The 20354-nt window shown below is 68.9% G+C and carries 17 protein-coding genes; 2 read left to right on the top strand and 15 right to left on the bottom strand.

What is annotated here, in order from left to right; all coding sequences use genetic code 11:
* Position 1: 1 nt before the first annotated feature.
* Genes eccCa through eccD form a run of 3 tightly spaced genes read right to left on the bottom strand, consistent with a single transcriptional unit; the run spans position 2 to position 6950 of the window.
* Complete coding sequence (eccCa, locus tag ACFWPX_RS20110) at positions 2-4066, bottom strand: type VII secretion protein EccCa (protein ID WP_378928673.1); 4065 nt, start codon at positions 4064-4066, stop codon at positions 2-4.
* Between the two features lie 8 nt (positions 4067-4074).
* Positions 4075-5466, bottom strand: coding sequence for a type VII secretion-associated serine protease mycosin (mycP, locus tag ACFWPX_RS20115; protein WP_378919059.1), 1392 nt, complete (start codon positions 5464-5466; stop codon positions 4075-4077).
* On the bottom strand, positions 5463-6950 hold the full coding sequence (gene eccD / locus ACFWPX_RS20120; RefSeq protein WP_378928675.1) for a type VII secretion integral membrane protein EccD: 1488 nt from the start codon (positions 6948-6950) through the stop codon (positions 5463-5465). The genes mycP and eccD overlap by 4 nt, the downstream gene beginning before the upstream one ends.
* Before the next feature lie 232 nt (positions 6951-7182).
* On the opposite strand from eccD, the gene eccA reads away from it, so the two are divergent.
* Positions 7183-9027 carry a type VII secretion AAA-ATPase EccA gene (gene eccA, locus ACFWPX_RS20125; protein ID WP_378919062.1) on the top strand — a complete coding sequence of 615 codons (1845 nt, stop codon included), beginning with the start codon at positions 7183-7185 and terminating at the stop codon, positions 9025-9027.
* On the opposite strand, the gene eccB is transcribed toward eccA, so the two are convergent.
* A complete protein-coding gene (gene eccB, locus ACFWPX_RS20130) occupies positions 9028-10512 on the bottom strand; it encodes a type VII secretion protein EccB (protein WP_378928676.1) in 1485 nt (494 codons plus the stop codon).
* 74 nt (positions 10513-10586) lie between these two features.
* Between eccB and eccE the strand changes: the two genes are divergently transcribed.
* Positions 10587-12338 carry a type VII secretion protein EccE gene (gene eccE / locus ACFWPX_RS20135; protein ID WP_378928677.1) on the top strand — a complete coding sequence of 584 codons (1752 nt, stop codon included), beginning with the start codon at positions 10587-10589 and terminating at the stop codon, positions 12336-12338.
* A 55-nt stretch (positions 12339-12393) separates the two neighbouring features.
* On the opposite strand, the gene ACFWPX_RS20140 is transcribed toward eccE, so the two are convergent.
* From ACFWPX_RS20140 to ACFWPX_RS20190, 11 genes are all read right to left on the bottom strand, one after another.
* Positions 12394-12696 (bottom strand): type VII secretion protein EsxR, encoded by a 303-nt coding sequence (locus ACFWPX_RS20140; protein WP_378919067.1) that lies wholly within the window; start codon positions 12694-12696, stop codon positions 12394-12396.
* Between the two features lie 31 nt (positions 12697-12727).
* The gene (locus ACFWPX_RS20145) at positions 12728-13060 is read right to left on the bottom strand and encodes a WXG100 family type VII secretion target (RefSeq protein WP_378919069.1); all 333 of its coding nucleotides are present in this window, start codon (positions 13058-13060) and stop codon (positions 12728-12730) included.
* A gap of 39 nt (positions 13061-13099) precedes the next feature.
* Positions 13100-13891: an ESX secretion-associated protein EspG gene (locus ACFWPX_RS20150; RefSeq protein WP_378919071.1), complete on the bottom strand. Its 792-nt coding sequence runs from the start codon at positions 13889-13891 to the stop codon at positions 13100-13102.
* Positions 13888-14865 (bottom strand): PPE domain-containing protein, encoded by a 978-nt coding sequence (locus ACFWPX_RS20155; RefSeq protein ID WP_378928678.1) that lies wholly within the window; start codon positions 14863-14865, stop codon positions 13888-13890. Before ACFWPX_RS20155 ends, ACFWPX_RS20150 begins: the two co-directional genes overlap by 4 nt.
* Entirely contained in the window at positions 14862-15167 is a 306-nt protein-coding gene (locus tag ACFWPX_RS20160; protein WP_378919074.1) for a PE family protein, read from the bottom strand. Before ACFWPX_RS20160 ends, ACFWPX_RS20155 begins: the two co-directional genes overlap by 4 nt.
* A gap of 30 nt (positions 15168-15197) precedes the next feature.
* Complete coding sequence (locus tag ACFWPX_RS20165; RefSeq protein ID WP_378928679.1) at positions 15198-16466, bottom strand: hypothetical protein; 1269 nt, start codon at positions 16464-16466, stop codon at positions 15198-15200.
* A gap of 53 nt (positions 16467-16519) precedes the next feature.
* The gene (locus ACFWPX_RS20170) at positions 16520-16831 is read right to left on the bottom strand and encodes a type VII secretion target (protein WP_378928680.1); all 312 of its coding nucleotides are present in this window, start codon (positions 16829-16831) and stop codon (positions 16520-16522) included.
* 101 nt (positions 16832-16932) lie between these two features.
* Positions 16933-17229: a YbaB/EbfC family nucleoid-associated protein gene (locus ACFWPX_RS20175; protein WP_378928681.1), complete on the bottom strand. Its 297-nt coding sequence runs from the start codon at positions 17227-17229 to the stop codon at positions 16933-16935.
* A 25-nt stretch (positions 17230-17254) separates the two neighbouring features.
* Complete coding sequence (locus ACFWPX_RS20180) at positions 17255-17587, bottom strand: hypothetical protein (RefSeq protein ID WP_378928682.1); 333 nt, start codon at positions 17585-17587, stop codon at positions 17255-17257.
* Positions 17588-17598: 11 nt separating this feature from the next.
* Positions 17599-18384, bottom strand: a complete 786-nt coding sequence (locus ACFWPX_RS20185) for an ESX secretion-associated protein EspG (protein ID WP_378919083.1) — start codon at positions 18382-18384, stop codon at positions 17599-17601.
* Positions 18381-20276 carry a hypothetical protein gene (locus tag ACFWPX_RS20190; protein WP_378928684.1) on the bottom strand — a complete coding sequence of 632 codons (1896 nt, stop codon included), beginning with the start codon at positions 20274-20276 and terminating at the stop codon, positions 18381-18383. Before ACFWPX_RS20190 ends, ACFWPX_RS20185 begins: the two co-directional genes overlap by 4 nt.
* Positions 20277-20354 lie beyond the last annotated feature (78 nt).

Consider the following 20354-nt stretch of genomic DNA (forward strand, 5'->3'; position numbering starts at 1 on the left):
GCTACAGCGGCGCCAGGTCGGCGACATGGATCATCTCGACGCCCCGGCTGCGGGAGACCAGCGTGCCGCGACCGGGTGGCATCTTGCTCGGCCGCACTTCGCCGATGATCTTTCCCTCGTCGCGCGAACCGCTCATGACCAGTGCCTGTACCGACAGGTTCTTCATGGCACCGAGGACCGGGTCGTAGAGGGCCCGTGACACACCACCGATGCGGCGGGTGACCACCAGGTGCAGGCCGATGTCGCGGGCCTGCGGCAGATATTCCAGCAGTGGGGCGAACGGGTTGCCCGAACCGGTGACAACCATGTCGTAATCGTCGACGACGACATAGATCTCGGGCCCGCTCCACCAGCTGCGTTCCCGCAACTGCGCGGGGGTGATGTCCGCGCCGGGAATCCGCTTCGCCAGATACCCGGCGACTTCGGCGATCATCGGTCCACAGGTCTGCGACGACGTGGAGTACCCCGCCAGCTGATCGCCCTCGAGCGCGCCGAGCATGGTGCGGCGGTAGTCGATGAGGATCACCCGCGCTTCCTGCGCGGTGGACTGTTCGGCGATGCCCATCACGATATTGCGCAGCAACGTGGTCTTGCCGCATTCCACATCGGCGAAGGCCATGAAGTGTGGTTCGGTGCCGAAATCGAGGACCAGCGGCTGCAATTCGGCTTCGTCGAGGCCGATGACCAGCCGTAGGCCGTTGAGCTCGAGGCCCTGCTCCCTGGCTTGGTCCATCACCTGTTCGCGCGGGAAGCTCAACGGCAGCATGCGCACCTCGGGTGCGCGGCGATCGGGGTAGAGGGCGGTCAACCCGTCGCGAGCCTGTGCCACACCGTCGGCGATGGTGCCCGGATCGGAGTCGGAGTCCAAGCGCGGCAACGCGATCAGCATGTGCAGTTGCTGCGGGGTCATACCGCGACCAGGCCGCCCGACCGGCACCTGATGCGCGGTGCGCCTGCCCATCTCGGAATCGCCGGGGTCGCCGAGGCGCAGTTCGAGGCGGGTGCCGATCTGGTCCTTGACCACCGGACGGATCTCGGCCCAGCGGGAGGCCGCCAGGATCAGATGGATGCCGTAGGACAAGCCCTGCCCCGCGATGGCATTGATAGCGGGCTCGAGAACATCGAATTCCTCGCGGATGGCGGCCCAGCCGTCGATCACCAGGAACACATCACCGAACAGGTCGGCGGCGAGCAGGTCGCCAGGGGCGGCGGTAGTGCCGTTGACCCGCCTCGCCTCCTGCGCGGAGAACTTGCGGCGCCGGAACTCGACCATCGATTCGATGCCGAGTTCGGCGAAACGTTCCTCGCGCTGGCGCATGAGGCTGGTCAGTTCGGCGATGGTGCGGCGCACCCGGTCACCGTCGAGTCGGCCTGCGACCGATCCGACGTGCGGAATCCCGACCAGGCCCGCCATGGAACCACCACCGAAGTCGAGGCAGTAGAACTGCGCCTGTTCGGGGCTGTGGGTCGCGGCGGCGGCCATGATGATGGTGCGCAACGTCGTGGACTTGCCCGACTGCGGACCACCGACGACCGCGACATTGCCCTGTGCGCCCGCGAGATTGATGGTCAGCACATCGCGGCGCTGCTCGTAGGGCTTGTCGATGACGCCGATCGGCATCCACAACTGCCCGTGCCGGTTGACCGGCGAGCGCCAGTCCGGGTCCGGCAACAGCATGTCGGTGGTCGGTGACTCCTCGAGCGGCGGCAGCCACACCTCGTGGGCGGGGCGGCCGTGGCCGGTGAGCCGTTTGACGACCACATCGAGCAGCGAGTCCGGGATACCTTCTTCGGCGATCGGCCCCGACGGCGGCGGTGGCGGCAGCTCCGGCAGCCCGCGCAGGGGCGAATCCTCTTCCTGTTCAACCGGTTCCGGTTCGACGATCTCGACCGCCGACGCGGTGAACACGACGGGCCGCTGCCCGGCGACCGGTGACCCGTCGTCACCGGTGACGGTGCCCGCGGGCGCCACATACGGTCCGGACACATAGCTCGCGTTGAACCGCAAGGGTTCGGACGCATCGCTCTTGAGATAGCCCGCACCCGGCACGCTCGGCAGGTGATAGGCGTCGGTGATACCGAGGACGGCACGGGATTCGTTGGCGGAGAACGTACGCAGACCGATCCGGTAGGACAGATGCGATTCCAGCCCACGCAGCTTGTTCTCCTCCAGTCGCTGCGAGGCGAGCAGCAGGTGCACGTGCAGCGAGCGGCCGAGTCGGCCGATCATCACGAACAGTTCCGCGAAATCCGGTTTCTGCGAGAGCAGTTCGGAGAACTCGTCGACCACGACGAAGAGCGCGGGTAGCGGATCCAGCGGAACGCCTGCCGCGCGCGCCTTTTCGTAGTCGGTGACATTGGCATAGTTGCCCGACGACCGAAGCAGCTCCTGGCGGCGGTTCATCTCACCGGCGAGCGCGTCCTTCATACGGTCGACGAGCGAGAGCTCTTCTTCGAGGTTGGTGATGACGGCGGCGACATGCGGCAGCGAATCGAGGCCGAGGAAGGTCGCGCCGCCCTTGAAGTCGACCAGAACCAGGTTCAGCGCGTCGGGCGAGTGCGTGGTCACCATCGAAAGCACCAGCGTGCGAAGGAATTCCGACTTTCCGGAACCGGTCGCACCGATGCAGAGTCCGTGCGGGCCCATGCCGTTCTCGGCGGACTCCTTGATATCGATCTCGACCGGGGTGCCGTCCGGGGTGACGCCGATCGGCACCCGCAGCCGCTCGCGCGCCGTGCGCGGGCGCCACACCCTGGCCGGATCGATCTGGGCGGCGTCGGGGATGCGCAGCAGTGCCATCAGGCCGGGGTCGGAGGCGGTGCCCTCCCCCAGGCTCACGATCTGCGCGGCCGTCGCCAGCCGGTAGCGAGACAGTGCGCGGGAAAAGGATTCGGCCTCGGCCACGCTGACGGTGTCGACGGTGGCGAACCGCTCGACGCCCGCAGCCGAGCGCGCCGACACCGCACCGTCCTCGACGACCAGTTGCAGCCCACGCCGCGCGGCCAGTCCGTGCTCGGGCGCGGTGAGGTCGAGCACGGTGACCGAGTCGAGGCCGGACTCGCTGATCAGGCGCTCGTTGCCGCTGATGTACCCGTCGTCGATGACGACGACCAGGTGCACACGCCCCTGCGTCGGCTGCGGGTTACGCATGAAGCGGCCACGTTCGAGCAGTTCCGACGACAGCGCCGACTCGAACTCACCGAGCGAGGTGTAGAGCATGCGGGCCGAGCCGAGCCCGTCGCGCTGATTCGGATGCTGCACGTGCGGAAGCCATTTCGCCCAGCCCCAGTGCAGATCGGGGTCGGCGCAGACGATGGCGACGGCGAGGTGGTCGGGACCGTGGAAGGTGGTCAGTTCCATCAGCATCGCGCGCACGAGTTCGCGGGCGTCATCGTCGGGTCCGTCGATATTGATCGCGGGGAACGCGCGCAACGACACCGCGGTCGGCAGTTGATGCACCACCGAGTGGGTGCGCACGAAGCGGCGCAGGGCGACCGTCGACACCGGCTCCAGGTCTTCGAGCGGGCCGGTCTCGGGGCGGGCCAGTTTGGTGGCGAGGCGGTGGCTGCCGACACCGACGCGGATGTGTCCGAAGTCGGGATCGTTGGGGCGGCGCTCCCACATCCGGCGGCTGCCGATGAGCGAGGGCAGGTCGGCGGGTTCGGGGTGGCTCCAGATGAGGGTGTCGAGCTGTTTGGTTCCGGTGCCGCGCACGTCCTTGCGGACCTGGTCGAGGTAGCGGAAGTAGTCCTTGCGTTCCTCGTTGAGTTCCACCGCGCGCTTGGGGCCGCCGCCGCGCATGCCCGCCATCATGCCGACCATCGACATGAGCATCATCATCGGGAACATCATCGACATCGGGTTGGAGAGCAGATTGCGGCCCATGGTGGCCATCATCGCGATCATGCCGACCACCGCGACGACCATGATGACCGGCATCAGCTTCATCATCAGCGGCGCCGGAATCGCTCGATCGATCTCCGGTGGTGGGGTCAGCGCGACCTCGCCACCGGGTGCGCGCGGCGGCGCGATCCGGGGTTTACGGACGAAACCTTCGGTTGCCATCGTTGCCTCTAGTCGAATTCCGGATTCAGGTCCGGCCGCCGGGATCGGAACGGGAAGCCGAGCGCGGCGCCGATGCCGAGCGCGGCCAGCAGAGTGAGCGAGCCGATCACCGCCACCTGGCGCGGACGCGGGTCGGTCGGTGTGGGCGATACCGGGGCGGCGATCGTGTGCGGGCCGTCGGCGTTCACGCCGATCGCGGCGGCGGGCAGCGTGTCGGTGAGCGCGGCGAGCGGGTCGATCAGACCGGCGCCGATCGCGTCGTCGCGGCCGCGGCCAGGGGCGTGCGCGGTACGGGTGATCCGGTCGATGACCTGCGCCGCGTTGAGTTCGGGATAGCGTGAGCGGATCAGGGCGGCCAGGCCGGCGACGTAGGGCGCGGCGAAACTGGTGCCGTCGACGGGCTGGGTGCCCTCGCTGGTCTGCACGCCGTCGACGAGGCCGGTGCCACCTGGCTTGCTGTCCAGCGACACGATGTTGCGCCCGATCGCCGCCGCGCCGATCCACGGACCGTGCAGTGACAGCGCCGACGGGGTGCCGTCCGCGTCGACCGACCCCACCGAGAGCACGTACGGGGTGAACCAGGCCGGGGTGGGCACGGTGTTCACCGCGCTCCAGCCGTTGCCCTCGTTCTGGGTCTGGCAGCTGCCGCTGGTCTCCACATTCCCCGCCGCGGCGACCACGACGACATTGCGTTCGTAGGCGTAGGCGACGGCGGCACCGAGGGTGGCGTCGGCGGTATCGGAACCCGCTGGGGTGCAAGCGACTTCGGAGATGTTGATGACCGTCGCACCCATATCGACCGCGCGGACGACGGCGGCGGCCAGGGTCAGCACGCTGCCGTACCCGTCGCTGCGCAGTTCACCGGGCGGCTTCTCGCCCTTCCGGTCCTTGGGTTCGTAGGCGAGGCTGAGCTGGCGGATCGACAGGATCTCCGCGTCCGGCGCCACCCCGACGAAGGCGTCGTCGGGCGAGGGCCGAGCGGCGATGATGCCGGCGACCAGGGTGCCGTGCCCGTCGCAGTCGACGGTGCCGTCGGTGTCGCTGACGTAGTCGCCGCCCGGTTGCAGCGCGGGCAGGCGTGGATGCCGGTTCACCCCGGTATCGATCACCGCGACCTTCTGGCCCGCGCCCCGGCTGAACTGCCAGGCGGCGGGCAGATCGAGCACCCGCTGCGAGATCGGTGGCTCCGACGGCGGGCTGCCACGCAACACCGGTTCCGCGCACAGCTCCCGCTGTTCGGTCGGTTCCAGTGGCGCGGGCCGCCCGCTCAGCGCCTGTGCCGCGCCGAGCGCGCCCGGGTCGATCTTGGGTGGCGCGATCGCACCGGCGGGCGCGACCGAGGCGAACACGGTCAGCGCGAACGCCGCGGTGATCCGGACTGTGCGGCGACCGCGGCTCATAGGTTCCGAGCGGTCGAGTACACGTCCATCACCCACAGTGCCAGCGGGATCAGCGCGATGATCAGCAGGTACTCGAAGATCTCGATCATCCGCCGGGTCACCGGCGTCACCTCGACGTGCGGGCCGATCACCCCGAACACGACCACCGCGACCGCCGCACCGACAAGCAGTGCGGCAGCGGTGAATTCGAAGGAGCTGTGGCCGATGCCGAGTCCGAACACCACGCTCAACCCGATCAGCGCACCGGCCGCGATCAGGATCGCCGCCTGCACCAGGTCCGCGAAGGACCGGCCGCGCAGGCACAGCACGATCGCTGTCACCACGGCCAGCGCGACGCCACCGGAATGCAGCGTCCCGAACGGGTCGGCGGCGCCGAACGCGCCGATGGCCGCGGCGACCGCGTAGGCCGCGATCAGCCCGGTCTGCACCTGATTGGCGATGCGGGCTCGTTCACCGAGGCCTGCCGCCGACGGCAGCGCCACCGCGCCGATCGCGCCGATGCCCTCGATGGTCGGGCGCTGCTCGTGGTCGGCCGGGTCGATCGCGCCACCGGCGGTCGGGACCGGCGGAATCGGCAATCGCGCGGCGACGGCGGCCAGCCTGGCCACCGACGACAACAACACCAGCGCGCCGATCAGCACTCCGGCGAACAGTTTCGGCAGCCCGGGATGCCAGCCGAGGTAGACCGAGGCCGCGACGGCGGCGATCACACTCATCGCGATCGCACTCGCGAACAAGCTCGCACCGACCCCGGTGAGCCGGTATCCGAGCACCGCGGCGACGAGCACCACGACCGAGCCGAGCAGCAGGTGCGCCGCACCGAGTTCGCCGGGCACGGCCAGTGCCCCGCCACCGAACAGCAGCAACAACCCGTCCAGCGCCAGCCAGACCCCGGTCATCCGATCGGCGTACTTGCGCGCGGCGATCCCCGCGGCGGCCATCGCGCCGAGCCCGGTCCCCAGCAGCGCGAACGCGGGGATGAGCGGGTCACCGTGGCTGCGCGAGACGGCGAGCAACACCAGCGCGGCCACCACCGCGACGGTGGCCAGCATCAACCCGGTGCGGCGCGCGGCCGCTCCCGACCAGCTGCGGAATTCGGCTGCGGTGAGCCGGGATACGGCGTCGATCACGTCGTCGAAGAGTGCGGGTGACTCCTTGGGTGAGACCGGGCTCAGCACCAGCAGTTCACCGTCGTAGACCTCGGCCTCGGTGAGCGTGCGGCTGGGCGCGAGCGGGTCACGGCCGAGGCGGGCCAGGGTCCAGTGCTGGGCCTGCACGGGCGCCGAGTCCTCGTCGGCGTCGCCGTGGCGAGGGTCACGGGAGCGGATCAGGGTCACCAGGTCGCCGATGAAGGCCGCGATCGGCACGGTGGCGGGCAGACCGATATCGAGTTGGGTGTCGCCCCCGATCACCGAGACCCGGCACAGTTCCGGTTCGGACGCCCTTGTGCCGCCAGGATGGGTTACGACATGCGCTTCGGTCACCGTATCGACGTCTCCACCTGGACTGCCTCCATGACCGCGAGCTTTCTCCGCATGCACCACCAGTACCAACACACAGGTACGGTCGAACACACCGAGGGCGAACAACTTCCACACCGGGGATGAACAACGGCCTGCGTCGGACTCATCCGTTGCACCCGTCCACTGACATTACATAATCTGGCCGTAATCGCCAGATATCCACCAGAGAAACGATTCCGGGGTCCGACACCATATGCCAGATATTCGCCAGGCCCAGCGTGCTTTCGACGCAGGCGTTCTCTCGTTCGGATTGACGATCGAAGGCCAGGAATCGGCACGCGATCTCGAGTACGCCCAGTTGGCGTTCCAGCGCGCGACCGAATGGGATTCGTCGATGTGCGACGCATGGCTCGGCCGTGCCGCCGCGGGCGAGCTCACCAGGGAAGTGCTCTCGAACCTGTTCCGCACCAGCACCGATTCACTCGGCCGCGAGCAGCGCCGCCTCGGCCTCACGCCACGCGCGCTCAGCGGCAAGTTCGAGCCGGGTCTCTACATCAGTTACCCGTTGTCGAGCCTGACCGAGATCTGGCTGGCCTGGATCGCCCAGCTCATCACCGACAAGGAGTACGCGCAGGCCGAGCAGTTGCTCGACGAGCTCGACCGAATCCGCAAGGCCCGCACCGACGATCCCGATCGCGCCCACGACGACCTCATCTGCCTCTACGTGCGCGGCATCCTGCACTACAACACCCAGCGCTGGTCGGACGTGATGACCGTGCTGTCGGGCTCGGCACAGTGGACCGACCCGTACCTCGGCACCGGCGCGCACGTGATGGTCGGCACCGCCTGCGCCCAGCTCGGTCTCTTCGGTGAGGCGGTGCGCCGCATGGAGCAGGCTGAGGCAGGCCCGATTCCGCTCGCCAGAGCACACGCCATGCACAGCCGCGGCCTCTGCCTGCGCGAGATGGGCAACGACGGCGAAGCCCAGGCGCTGTTCGAGCAGGTCTACTCGCAGGCGCCCGATTTCGTCGCCAACACCACCGCGATGCGCGACCGCACCTTCCGGATCACGGTGACCAGCCGCGAATCCATCGACGCGCGCACCGACAAGTGGGACCCCGCCTCGGCGCCGACCATGGCCCAGATGAACGAGGCCGAGGCCGAGAACCGCGCCAAGACCGTGCTCGCGCAGGCGCGGGCCGAGCTCGACCGGCAGGTCGGCCTCGCCTCGGTGAAGACGCAGGTCGCGAAGTTGCAGTCCTCGGCACAGCTGGCGAAAATCCGTGCCGAGAAGGGCCTTTCGAGTCAGTCGCGCGGCCAGCACCTGGCCTTCACCGGGCCGCCAGGAACGGGTAAGACCACCATCGCCCGGGTGGTCGCCAAGATCTACTGCGGTGTCGGTCTGCTCAAGACCGACAAGGTGGTCGAGGCCAAACGTGTCGACTTCGTGAGCCAGAACCTCGGTGGCACCGCGATCAAGTCCGAGAAACTGATCGACTCCGCGATGGACGGCGTGCTGTTCATCGACGAGGCCTACACCCTGATCCAGACGGGCCTGTCCGGCGGCGACGCCTTCGGCCGTGAAGCCGTCGACACCCTGCTGGCCCGCATGGAGAACGACCGCGACCGGCTCGTGGTCATCATCGCAGGCTACGACGGCGAGATCGACCGACTGCTGGCCGCCAACGACGGTCTGGCGTCGCGCTTCGCCAAGCGCCTGCAGTTCCCGTCCTACACGCCGGACGAGCTGGGCCAGATCGGCGAGATCATCGCGGGCAGTAGGGATTCGCAGCTGTCGGACGCGGCGGGCGTCGCGCTCATCGATGCCTGCTCGTTCCTGTACGGGGTCGAGAGCACCGATCAGAGCGGACAGCCGCGTCGCGGCGTCGACCTGGCAGGCAACGGTCGCTTCATCCGCAATGTCATCGAGGCGGCCGAGGAGGAGCGCGAGTTCCGCCTGGCCAACGACGTCGACGTCGACCTGGCCGAGATCGATGACGACGTCCTGATGCGCATCGAGGAACCCGATATGCAGATCGCGCTCAAGGGCATCCTGGCCACCCTCAACGTCGGCGAGCTGCCCGAGTCGCTGCGCTGATCAGCGCCCGCTCGGCAGCGAATCATAGCTGGTAAGAGCGTCTTTCACGGACAGTGTCGGGCCGGGAACCAGCTGCCCGACGATCGCCCACGGCGCCAGCCGCGGCTTGTCGCCGAGACCGAGCACGGCGGCGACCGCGGCGTCGGGGATGCCGTAGCGGATGCCGCTGTCGGCCACATAGAACAGCGATTCGCGGCGCGGGCTACCCGGGTCGGAACCGGTGACCTGGACGAATTCGCCCGAGGTCGGCGGCAGGTACACGGTGTCGACGCGGTCGCCGGTGCCGTCGGCGGTGGCGAGGGAGACCGGTTTGGCCGAGTCGGGCAGCGGGAGCCGTTGCCCGGCGAGCAGGGTGAGCTTCGAACGCTCGTCCGGCCCGTCCGGCGACTTGCCTTGCGATGCCGCGGTTCCCGGCGCCTTGGACCAGCCGACACAGGCCACCGGGGCGTCTTCGGGGGCGAGGATCCGCGGCGCCATGACCGGGAAATCGTCGATGGGCAGGGTGGTCAGCACCGGAATACGATCGAGGAAGTCCGGCGGGACGATAGCGATCTCGCGCATCCCCTGTGAATCCGCGTTGCGCAGCAACTGGGTGGTGAACGGGGTGATCTTCTGCACACCGTCAGCCAGCACGATGTAATTGTCGGCGCCCACCGAGATCACACCGCCCACCGGCACATTCGCCAGCTTTCCCGGGCCTGGCGTGCCCGCGTTCGCGATCGTCGGCACCGCGAGCGGCGGTACCTGGGTGGTCGCGCCGAGGAAGCCGGTGCCCATCGGGCGTGGTCGCTGCCCGGACAGGTTCAGGGTGCGGGCGATGACCGAGTTGGCGGTGTCGACCTCGGTGCGAAGGCCGTTGTAGACCAGGAAGGTCTTGTCGCCGCGGCGGACCAGGAGCGCGTCGTCGCGGCCGGTCGCGGCGATCCGGTCACCGAGGGCCGGTCGGCCTGCGATCACGGTGGTGGTGCCGCCGGAGGCGCCCGCCGCGCTACCGGTGATGGACAGCTGGGTGGTCTCGCAGAGCGTCCAGTCCGATCGCGCGCCCTGCACCGAGCCCGGCATCGCGGCGGGTGCGCCGGGGATCCCGAGCAGGGGCCCGCGCGGCATCGAACCGAGCTTGGCGTCCTTGACCGAGTTCGGTTCCGCCGGCGAGCCCGCGATCAACCGGGCGGAGGCGAGATTGAGTACCGGATGCAGGGCCTTGCCGCCGTCCGCGGAAGCCACGACCACATACATCGCGCCGCTCTGCTTCCCGGTGACGATGAGTGAATCGCCGATCGCACCCTGCGGGCGCAGGAAACTCATGATGGCGGCACCGGCGACGATGATCAGACCGAGCACCGCGCCGACCATCAGTGACCGGCTCTGCGAACGCATCGGATCGTGCAACATGCGCACATCGCGACGGACGAGCGCATGATCGAGCCGTCGCAGGAGAAACCGGTAACCGTTGACCTGGGCCTTGGTCGTCAACTGTGCGGGCACAGCCGACACGGTACCGTAAACGCCGGTGCGGGCTTCGCCGATGAAACGACGTACACCGAACAGGGACAAGCGGTTTGAACAATCAAGTGAACGCCGAGCAAACCAGCGGGGGCGGCGACGTCTACGACACCCTACGTGATCCGGAATTCTGGTTGTTCCGTGTATTGCCACTGCGGGCCCTCGTGCCCGTCGCGGTCCTGGCCGCCACGATCGCGTGGGTGGTCATCGCGCTGTGGCAATCGATCCCGGGCGCGATCGGTGGGGCCGTGGCCGTCCTGCTCATCGGGCTGACCCCGATCCGCGGGCGTGGCATCGCGATCCGCTTCGGTGGCTGGATCGCGCGCCGCGTCGGTGCCCGCTCCGAAACCCTCGACCGCGCCCCCGCTTTCGACGTGCCGCTGGCCGAAGGCGGTGGCTGTGGAGTGCGCTGGGACGGCGACCTGCTGCTCACCATGCTGCGGATCGACCCGCCGCCGGACACCCTGACACTGCTGCGCGGCGGTGCGCTCAGCGCCGATCAACTGCTGCCGCTCACCGAAATCGCCCAGTGCCTGGAGCAATTCGATATCCAGCTGGTGAGCATCGATGTGATCGCCACCGGCGCGAGGACCGCGGGCACCGGCGCAGCGGCTCAGCTGTATGACCGGATCCTCGGCCCGCTGCCCGCCGTCGCGCATCGCACCTGCTGGCTGGTGCTTCGACTCGACCCGCTCGGCAACACCGCGGCCGTCGACAAGCGCGGCGGTGGCGCGGAAGGCGCGCTGCGCACCGTGATCATCGCGACCCGCCGCGTCGCCAACCGCCTGGCCGCCCGCGACGTCCAGGCCTCGGTGCTCACGGCCACCGAGATGAACGCGGCCCTGCGTCAGCTCACCCACGGCTTCGAACCCGCCGAGGTGGCCGAGACGGCGATCGGCCTGTCCGGTCTCGGCAGGCACCTCACCCATTACCAGCTGACCGCCCCGATGATCAGCAGCGGCGGGCTGGCCGCGATCTGGGCGACGCCCTCGCTGTCGACCACTGTCACGCTGCGGCTGCATCCCGGCGGGCGGGCGGGCAGTTCCCGCGACGATCTGGCGGGCACGGTGGTGCTCAACGCCGTCGTCCGGTTCGACACCAGGGAGGAACTCGCCGAGCCACCGCTACCGGGGCTGCGTGAACTGCCCGGCAGGCAGCGCCGGATTCTGCTCGACACCCTGCCCCTCGGCGCCGCCGACGACCTCGCCGGCCGCGACGGTTACCGGGGCACCCTCGCCGCGCTCACCGATATCGCGGTGCCGACCACCGGTTGCGGTCAGCTCATCGGCGCCGACGAACGCGGCCAGGGCATCGCGGTCCCGCTGATCGGCGCGGGCACCCGCCACGTCGACGTGATCGGCAATCTCGACCTCGCCCAGCAGGTCGTCCTGCGGGCCACCGCGCTCGGCGCGCATGCCGTGGTCCACACCACCCGCCCCAATGCCTGGCAGTCGATGGTCGCCAATCTCGCGACCCCCCAACTGCTCTCGATCGCCCCGCACGCGGCCGGCGCCACCCCGCCACCCCAGCTCGGACCCCCGCCGACACCGGAGGCGCCGTTCCCGACCACGACCGTGCTCGTCTACGACGGCATCGCGCCGACCACCCATCTCGGCGGCGCCACCATCGTCGAAGTCCGCACCACCGAACGCGAACCCGACGCCGTCGATCCCGACGTCACTCTCATCCAGGACCCGCGCTCGCCCAACCGGATCACCGTGCGCACCAGCACCGGCAGCGCCACCGTCACGATGGTCACCACGCCGGACGAGATGCACTACATCGGCGAGTCGCTGGCGGCTCGCTGATTCCAATGCCGAACGGCCCGTGCGGAATTCCACACGGGCCGTTCTTCGATGCTGCTTAAAAGTCAGCGAAGCCGTCGCCGACCTTGCCGTCGGCCTCGAGCGCGCGGTTGAGCGCGGACTCGACCTGAGCGGCGAGCGCATCAAGACGCTGGAGGGTGTCTTCGAGACCACCGTCCTTGATCAGCAGGGTGTCGTACTTGTCCTGGAAGCCGGCCTGAGCCTTCTCACCCTGGAGGTTGGCCTTGTAGTCATTCGCGGCACCTTCCAGAGCGGCGATCTCGCCCTTCATCTTGCCGCCGTAGGTCTGCAGATCGTTGAACAGTTCGTTCATCGCCGCGGGATCGTAAAGAATGGTCATGCGTCGAATCCTTTCGGTATGAGTCGGTGTACTAGAGCGAGGTGAGCGGAGCGGAGGAGGAAGCGGCGCCACCGCCACCGGTGAGACCTTCCCCGTCCATGCTCACGAGGGTGTTCTTACCCGCGCCGACCGCCTGCTCGAACAGGTCGAACCGCTTGTTGAGGTCCTCGGATTCGTCGTGCCAGGCTTTGGCCACCTTGACGAATTCGTCGGAGGCCGAGCCCTTCCAACCGCGCAGCACTGCCTGGGCGGCGCTGTCGATCTCGTTGACGGAGCTACGCAGGTTGCTGATCGTTTCCTGGAGATTGGAGACGACCTTGTCGATACCACCGGCTTCTACGCCTACTGGTCCCTGAGGGGGCATTGTCGAACCTTTCCTTCTTGATGGGTGGAGCGGAGTTGGCTAATCGGGCTGCCACCTCCCACCGGGTAGCCCCTCGAGGAGCGCACCGATGGCCTGGGTGAGGCGATGATCGGTGCCCGGCGTGATGGTGGACCACAGGCGCCCGTCAGGGGCCGTCATCGGAGCGACGACGATCCGGCCGCGCGCGGTGTCGTACACCGCGACCGCGCCTGGGGCCTGAGTGGTCAGTCCGTCGTGGTGGACGGCGGCGACGATCTCGGTGTAGCCGTGGCAGGAGCCGAAGGCCGCGCCGAGAACTGTCGCGTCGTGCGCGTCGATGCCGAGCGCGTACATCGCGTCCACGTAGTCGGAGGTGGTGTTCGCCGCGTCGAGGCGGCGGGCCAGATCGTCGGCGGGCACGCTGGTTCCAGCGACCTCGGCGGGCGCGCAGTCGGGCAGCGCGGCCAGCAGCGAGCGGGCCAGTTCGGCGGCCGAGCCGTCGATGCCGCTGGTCGCGATCTCGAACTCCGGGCCGGTGCGGACCACGCTCGCGTGCCGATTCCCCCGGCGCGCCAAGCAGATCCGGCGGGTCTCGGTCGCGTGGAAGGACCGGCCGGAGAGCTCGGCATCGGGCTGGGTGAGGATGTGCAGCGCGTCGGCCAGACCCGGCTCGACGTCACCGTATTCGTCGAAGATGCCGCGGTCGCCGAGCTCGGCGACCGCGCTGTCACGTGCGGCCTGCCAGGCTTCCATGGTGTCCTGCTGCGGCCGCACAGCCAGCACCAGCGGCAGTGTCTGCACACCGAGGCGGTCTGCGACGGCGAGCAGGGAGTCGTTGGTCAGCGTGGTCACGAGTGCCCGCCCGTCTGCGCGGTTCCGGTCTGCGGGCCCGAGCGTTCGACGGCACCGAGCACCGCGGGCGCGGCCTGGATCTCGCCCTCGGTCACGAGCTGATCGGATTCCTCGTAGGCCAGTCCGGCGCGCGGGAACCGGGGCGCTTCCTGGGCACCGCCGCCCTGCGCCATCGCGCCCGGCACCATCGGCGCCGCCTGCGCGCCCGGCGCGGCCACCGGAGTGCCCGTCGTCGCGGTCACCACCGGAGCGCTGGTCTGCGCGTAAATCGGTGCGCGATAAGCGGTTTGGACCGGTGCGGGCAACGGCGGCAGCACGATGGCACCGATCGCGCCGAGACGTCCGGCGGTCGCCGCCGCGGCGCCCGCCGTCTCGCCCGCGCTGCCGGAACGTTCGGCGATCAGGGCCGCCTCCGGCACGATCGGCGGTGCCGACACATGCAGCCACGGAGTGGCCAGCGGTTCGGTGGCGGCCTCGTAGCTGCGCATCACCCGTGAGGCGACAGCTGTCGCCGCGTCGGCGTCGGCGTCGGTCTGAGCCGCGATCGCCTTGACCGGCGCGCCGAGAACCGCGCCGATCTGCTCGATCGCCTTCTGCATCTCGCTGATCGCCGCCAGTTCGGTGGCACCCGGCATGGCCCGCTTCGCGAGCTCGTATGCCAGGACCTGGGCGTGCATGCGGGCGGCGTTGGCGGTGGCCGCCGCGGCAGTCTCGATCAGCCACTCACGCAGCGTCGAGATCCGTTCCCACACTTCGTCACTGCGACCGGACTGCCAGGACCCACGCAGGGTCCGCAGCACCTGCTCGTAGTCGAGCACGGCCGCACCGAGGGCCGCGGCCAGCCGCGTCCAGGCGGCGGCCGAGTCGGCCATCGGGATGGGGCCCGGACCGGTGGTGAGGTCGACGGCCAGCCGCTCTGGCTCACGCGCCTCCCACACCACACCGGTGAAACCGGGCTGCGGAGGTTCGATCATCGGCTACCGAAGCCACCCGTGTTGTCGGATTCCATCTGGTCGAACTCGGCGACCTGCGCGCGCAGACCGGCGGCCAGCTTGCGCATCTCGTGCACACCGCTGTCGGTCTTGCCGACGAAGTCGTCGGCGACACCGTTGGCGGTGAGCGCCGCGCGGCCCGACACCTCGTCGGTGCCCGCGGGCGGGACCTGGAGTACGGGTGCGACGGCGGTCAGCTCGGTACCGAGCCGGTCTACCAGCGCGTCGAGGGCGTTCGCTGCCTTAGCGGCGGCGGTGGCGTCGAATTCGAAAGTGTTGCTCATGACTACTCCTGGTGGTTCGCGATACCTGGGTCAGAGACTGAGTTCTTTGTCCGGCGGCACATCGGCGCTCGCCGCCGCCTGCTGCGAGGTCGCGCCGACCACCGGTGCCGAGACACCGTCGATCTCACCGACGACCTCGTCGCCGTGATGCCCGGTGACGAGCTGGCTGTGCACCGCCTCGCTCGCGCCGTCGCTGCCCCTGGCCAAGCCGGCGCCCGCACCCATCGGCATGTAGCCGGGCGCGGAACCTGTTGTGCCACCGGTCGTGGTGGCACCGGAAGTGGTCGCGCCCGAGGCGGGCGCGGCACCCGCGCCCGCGCTGGTGAGCGCGCCGCGACCCTGCCACTGGCTCAGCGGTGTCGTGGTACTCGCCGCGCCGCCGCCGAAACCACCGACTCCGCCGCCGCCACCACCGAACCCGGCACCCGCGGTCTTCGCGGCGTCCTCGGTATCGGAGATCGGGGCGCCGGTCGTGGTCTTCGCATCGGAGGAGGACAGCGAACTGGTCTGTGCCGCCAGCGAAGTCAGCTTCTCGGTGACCGTGGTCGCGGTGCTGACCAGCGGCGAGATCAAACTCATCAGCTGCGAGATCGAGTCCGACCCCGACGAGCTGACCCCGGACGGCGCGTTGGTGACGTCCACCTTCTGCCCGGCCTGGGTCATCTCACCGCTGTGCCCGATGAGTTCGACCTTGGTCTCGGCCGTGATAGCCAGCCCCTCGGTGATCGCCTCGACCGTCGCCGCGACCAACGCGGCCTGCCCGACCGGGGTCGCCGCGTAGAGCGGTGCGAGTGCCAGTGTCGCCGAGTACCGCGCGATCACCGCGGCCAACTTCGCCGACCCGACCGCGACAGTGCCCGCCGCATTGCCGAGCACCGCCTTCTCCTGCGCGCTCTGCTTCGCGAGCTCGGCGCCGTCGGACTGGGCCGCGGTCGCCTTCTCGGTGGCCTGGCTCGCCGCCGCGCTCTGCCACAGCTGCATCACCGTGGTCAGCGCGGTCGAGCCGAGCGACATCATCTCCTGCAGTACCGTGCCGACATTCGACAACATGTCGGCCGGGTTGACGCTCGAGCCGTCGGAACTGGTCGCACCGAGCTGGCCGGTGCCGAACGCCGAAGCCAGCTGCGTGAGCGGCTGCATCAGCGCGGTCAGATCGATGACCGGCAGCGGCGGCAGCTCCGGCAGCGCGATGAACTCTGGCAGCTGCGGCAATTGCGGCAGCCCCATCGAACCGAGCACCGCGCCGACCGGCTGGTCGAGCATCGGCGCCAACGAACTGCCGCGCAACAGTTCCAGCACGGACGGATCTGGAACCGCCCCCGTCGTAGAAAACACCCCCGGATTACTCATGGCTAGCGGATGACCGTCCCGATACCTAGTCCGGAGGCCGCGTCGGCGCCCTCATAGGTAGCGGCGGCTTGCGCCGAGGTGAGCGCCGTACCGGCGTGCACCGCGGCGAGCTCGGTGACCGAAGTGAGGTGGTTGGTCTGCGCGTACGCGAACGACATCAGGAATTCCTGGCCGATCAGCCCGAACACCGGAACGACCGCGGCGACGGTGGCGGCCTGGTCGACCGCACCCGCCTGTGCGACACCGGCGGCCATCGTGGCCGACGCCCCGGCGTAGGCACGAACTGCATCGGGAACTACCGCAACATGATTCATGGCCTCGAGTCCAATCTTGAAACAGCTCTAGATGTTTCGTTACTTTATCTACCCGATAACGACCGGCGCTACATGTCCCGCCGGTGAAATAAAGTAAAAACTCACGTGCCGGAGCCGTTGAACGAGGTCACCAACGCACCCCGCTCGGCATAGGCGCGGTACAGCGCGGCATGCGCCGTCTGCACCAGGACCTGCTCGAATTCCGCAGGACTCAACCCGCGTATCGCCCCCGAGAAGTCGAGGCCGACAAGCGCGCCCGCGCCGTCGACCACCACCGTCACCGCGCCGTCCGGCGAGGTCTCCTCGACGCGGATTCCGGTGGTGGCTTCCTGCAGGTCCTGCAGTCGATACAGCTGACCCTGTACCTGGGCGATGAGCTCATCCATCGACTCGACCATGGGTCTCCCCTTCCCGTGTTCCGTCTCAGACCGAGCGTAGCCAACTCTGCGGCTCGGTGTCGTATTCCTGCTCTTCGACGATTTCCGCCGCGGCGACCTCGGCCTCGGTGGGTAAGCCGGTCGCGGCCAGCAACTTCGGATCGAAGCCGACCGCGGCCAGCTGTTCGCGCCGCGCCAGCCCGGCACGCTTCGCCGACTTCTGACACAGCCGCAACACCTCGGCCGCCAACGCAGTCGGATCCTGTTGCAGCTCGTCGGCATCCACGATGATGCCGACCGGTAGACCCTGTTCCGTGGTTCGCACCACGATGGCACCGGTCAGCGAGGACGCGGTGAACTCGGTCGGAAACTCTTCCATCTTTTCCCCTCCTACGACCGATCATCCCTGATGGCTCTGACAACTTCGGCGATCTGCGCGTTGATCAGCCCGACGACCCGGCGTTTGTCCGCGCCGACGGCCACGGTGGGCGCCCCCGGCACGATGAAATAGCGACCGTCGTCGACCAGATCCCGCCAGCCCATCGACATCCGCACCACCCCGCGCGGGCCGAACCGCGACCAACCCTGTTCGATGACAACAGTTCCCGACCGACGGTCGGGCGCCTCGCGAAAGGCCGTCGCTTTGTCCGAGACCTCGTCGTCGTAGTGCTGCACGAGCGAGCGGCCGTAACCGTAGTCGAACTCGGCGGCACTGGGCTCGGCCAGTTCGATCTCGCGTTCGCGGCCGCCTCCGACGGTGGGCATCAGGTCGGCGAGTACCTCACCGAGGCTGAGCGCGTCGTGCTGGGCGACCGTGAATCCGGTGGCGTCGTAGATGGTTTCACCCGGCGTCTGCCGCACCACGTATCCGGTATCACCTCGACGTACCGCCAGCAGCCGCACCGCGAGCGCGGGATCGGTGTCGGTGTCACCGCCACCGTACCCACGCACGACCACCCGGATATCGGGGCGCACCAACACCTCGATCATGTCGTCGAGGTCGCGTCCCCACCGCTGCCTGAGCTCGGCCCACAGCTGCTTGCGCTGATACTCGCCTTCCTCGAATGTCCTCGGCGGACACCGATACACGAACGGCGCGGGCATGGTTCCCTCGTCGACCGCTTCCCAGATCGCGTCGAACTCGTGCCCCGTGAACTCCCAGGTAGGTGCCGTCACTGCTCGACGACCGGCCGTGCCACGATCGGCGCGGCACCGATCGCCTCCTCCAGGTGTTCGGTCGAGTCGAGGTAGTCGGCGCGCTTGTGTTCCTTCTGCTGGCCACCGCCCGCGCCGGCGCCGCCGCCACCCATCGGCATGCCACCCATCGGCATACCCGGGGAGGACGCGCCCGCGGCCATCCCGGCACGTGCGCCCGCGTCGGCCACGGGGATCGCGGCGCTGGCTCGGGGGAACAGCTTGGAGGCGTTGAGGTTCTGGCCCGCCGCCTTCGCGGCGCCACCACCGCCCGCGCCCGAACCGCCACCGCCGCCTTTGCTCGCCGCACCGGTCTTCTTGGCTGCCGCGGCCGCCAGTTCCGCCGGTGACAGGCCGGACAGCCCGGCCAGGCTCGATGCCGGACCGGCGGAGCTGTTCGAGCCGAGACCCGATTGCAGCGCCTGCTGCGCCGCGGCCAGGCCGGACTGCAAACCCGAAAGGCCGCTCCCGGATCCGCCGGACCCCTGGCCGCCTCCCTGATTGCCGCCGCCCTGGTTGCCGCCGCCCTTGTCGCCGCCGCCCTTGTCGCCCGGCTGCTGATCCTTCTTGTCCGGTGAGTTCTTGTCGCCCTGACCCGGCGGCTGCTTCTTGCCCGGGTCGTTGCCCTTCCGGCCTCCGCCTTGGGTCGCCCCGCCGAGGCCGTTCGTCGTCCCGCCGCCGTTGTTGTTGTTGGAACCGGGGCCGGTAGGGCCACCGCCGGTGGTCGGCGGGGTGGCATCGGGGAGCTGGGCGATCACGCCCGACGTGGCGTTGACACCGGGGACGTAGACCATCCGCAGCACACCGATCGCCGCCTGGCGCTTGATCTCTTTCTGTTCCTGCTCGGGCTCCGTCACATAGAGCGACGTGGGCGCGGACCCGGTCTGCGCCATCGCCTGCGTCATGTCGAACCCCGTCGAATACAGCCATTCGGACGCGTATTCCAGCGCGACGCCGATCAGGGCGACCCGGGTGACCAGCGTGTCGTTCGCATCGGCGTAGGCCGCCATCGCGCCCTGCGCGCGGTCGGCGCCGTTCGAACCGTTCGGGCTGGTCCAATGCTCCTTGCTGGCTTCGACCTTCTTGCGCAGACCATCGAAGCCCAGGTGCAGATCGCGGGCGAGTTTGCTCCAGTCCGCGGAGGCCTGGGCAACCGCGCGGGGGGTGTTGCCCTGCAGAATCGAGTTGGCGATCGTCACGCACTGGTCGTAGGTGTAATGGCCGGGATCTTCGCCCTTCACCTTGCCCTTGTCGAACGCCTGGTTCTGCAGCAGCGCCGCGGGCAGGCCCCACTTGTTGCCCTCCCGGCCCTTGTTCCGGCCCAGGGTGTCGATGGGCAGGACGAAGTAGCTACCGCCGTCGGGCGTCTGGCCCGTGGGCGCGAGCAGACCGGGAATGATGGCATCCGGGTGCTGGGCCGTAGTCGACCCGCCACCGCCCGTCTTCAGGTCCGTCGGCGCGTCACGCGGACCGAGGCTGTGGGTCTTGGTCTTACTGTCCGCACGCTCCTTGCGCAGCTGTGCCATGTCGACGCCGGAGCCGGAGTCCTCACCCTTGTAATGCTCGGCGGACTTCATGAATGTGTCGCCGATATCGTCGAGGATGCCCTCGTGGTCCTTCAGAATCCCCCGCAGTTCGGCACCCTTGGCGGAGAACTGGTCGGCCAGATCCTTCGCCGAAGGCAAGATGGCGGCGAACGCCGCCAGCTTGTCGATCAGGTGCAACTCCTTCGTGACGGAATTGACCTGGATCCGAGCGTCATTGGAGGCATGGACCAGATTCGTCAGCGCGCTCGGAGCGAGAAAGAGCTGGCCACCCGACGCGGCCGACTTGAGTCCCGACCACTGCTGCGCAGCTGATGGTGTCGGTGCCATGTAGGCGCCCTCCCTCTGTCGTCCAGATCACCGACGAACCAGGCGCGGCGAACCCCACCGAATCGTTCGGTTCGCACA

The organism is Nocardia sp. NPDC058518 (genome assembly GCF_042719655.1).
In the GTDB taxonomy this organism is placed as follows: Bacteria; Actinomycetota; Actinomycetes; order Mycobacteriales; family Mycobacteriaceae; genus Nocardia.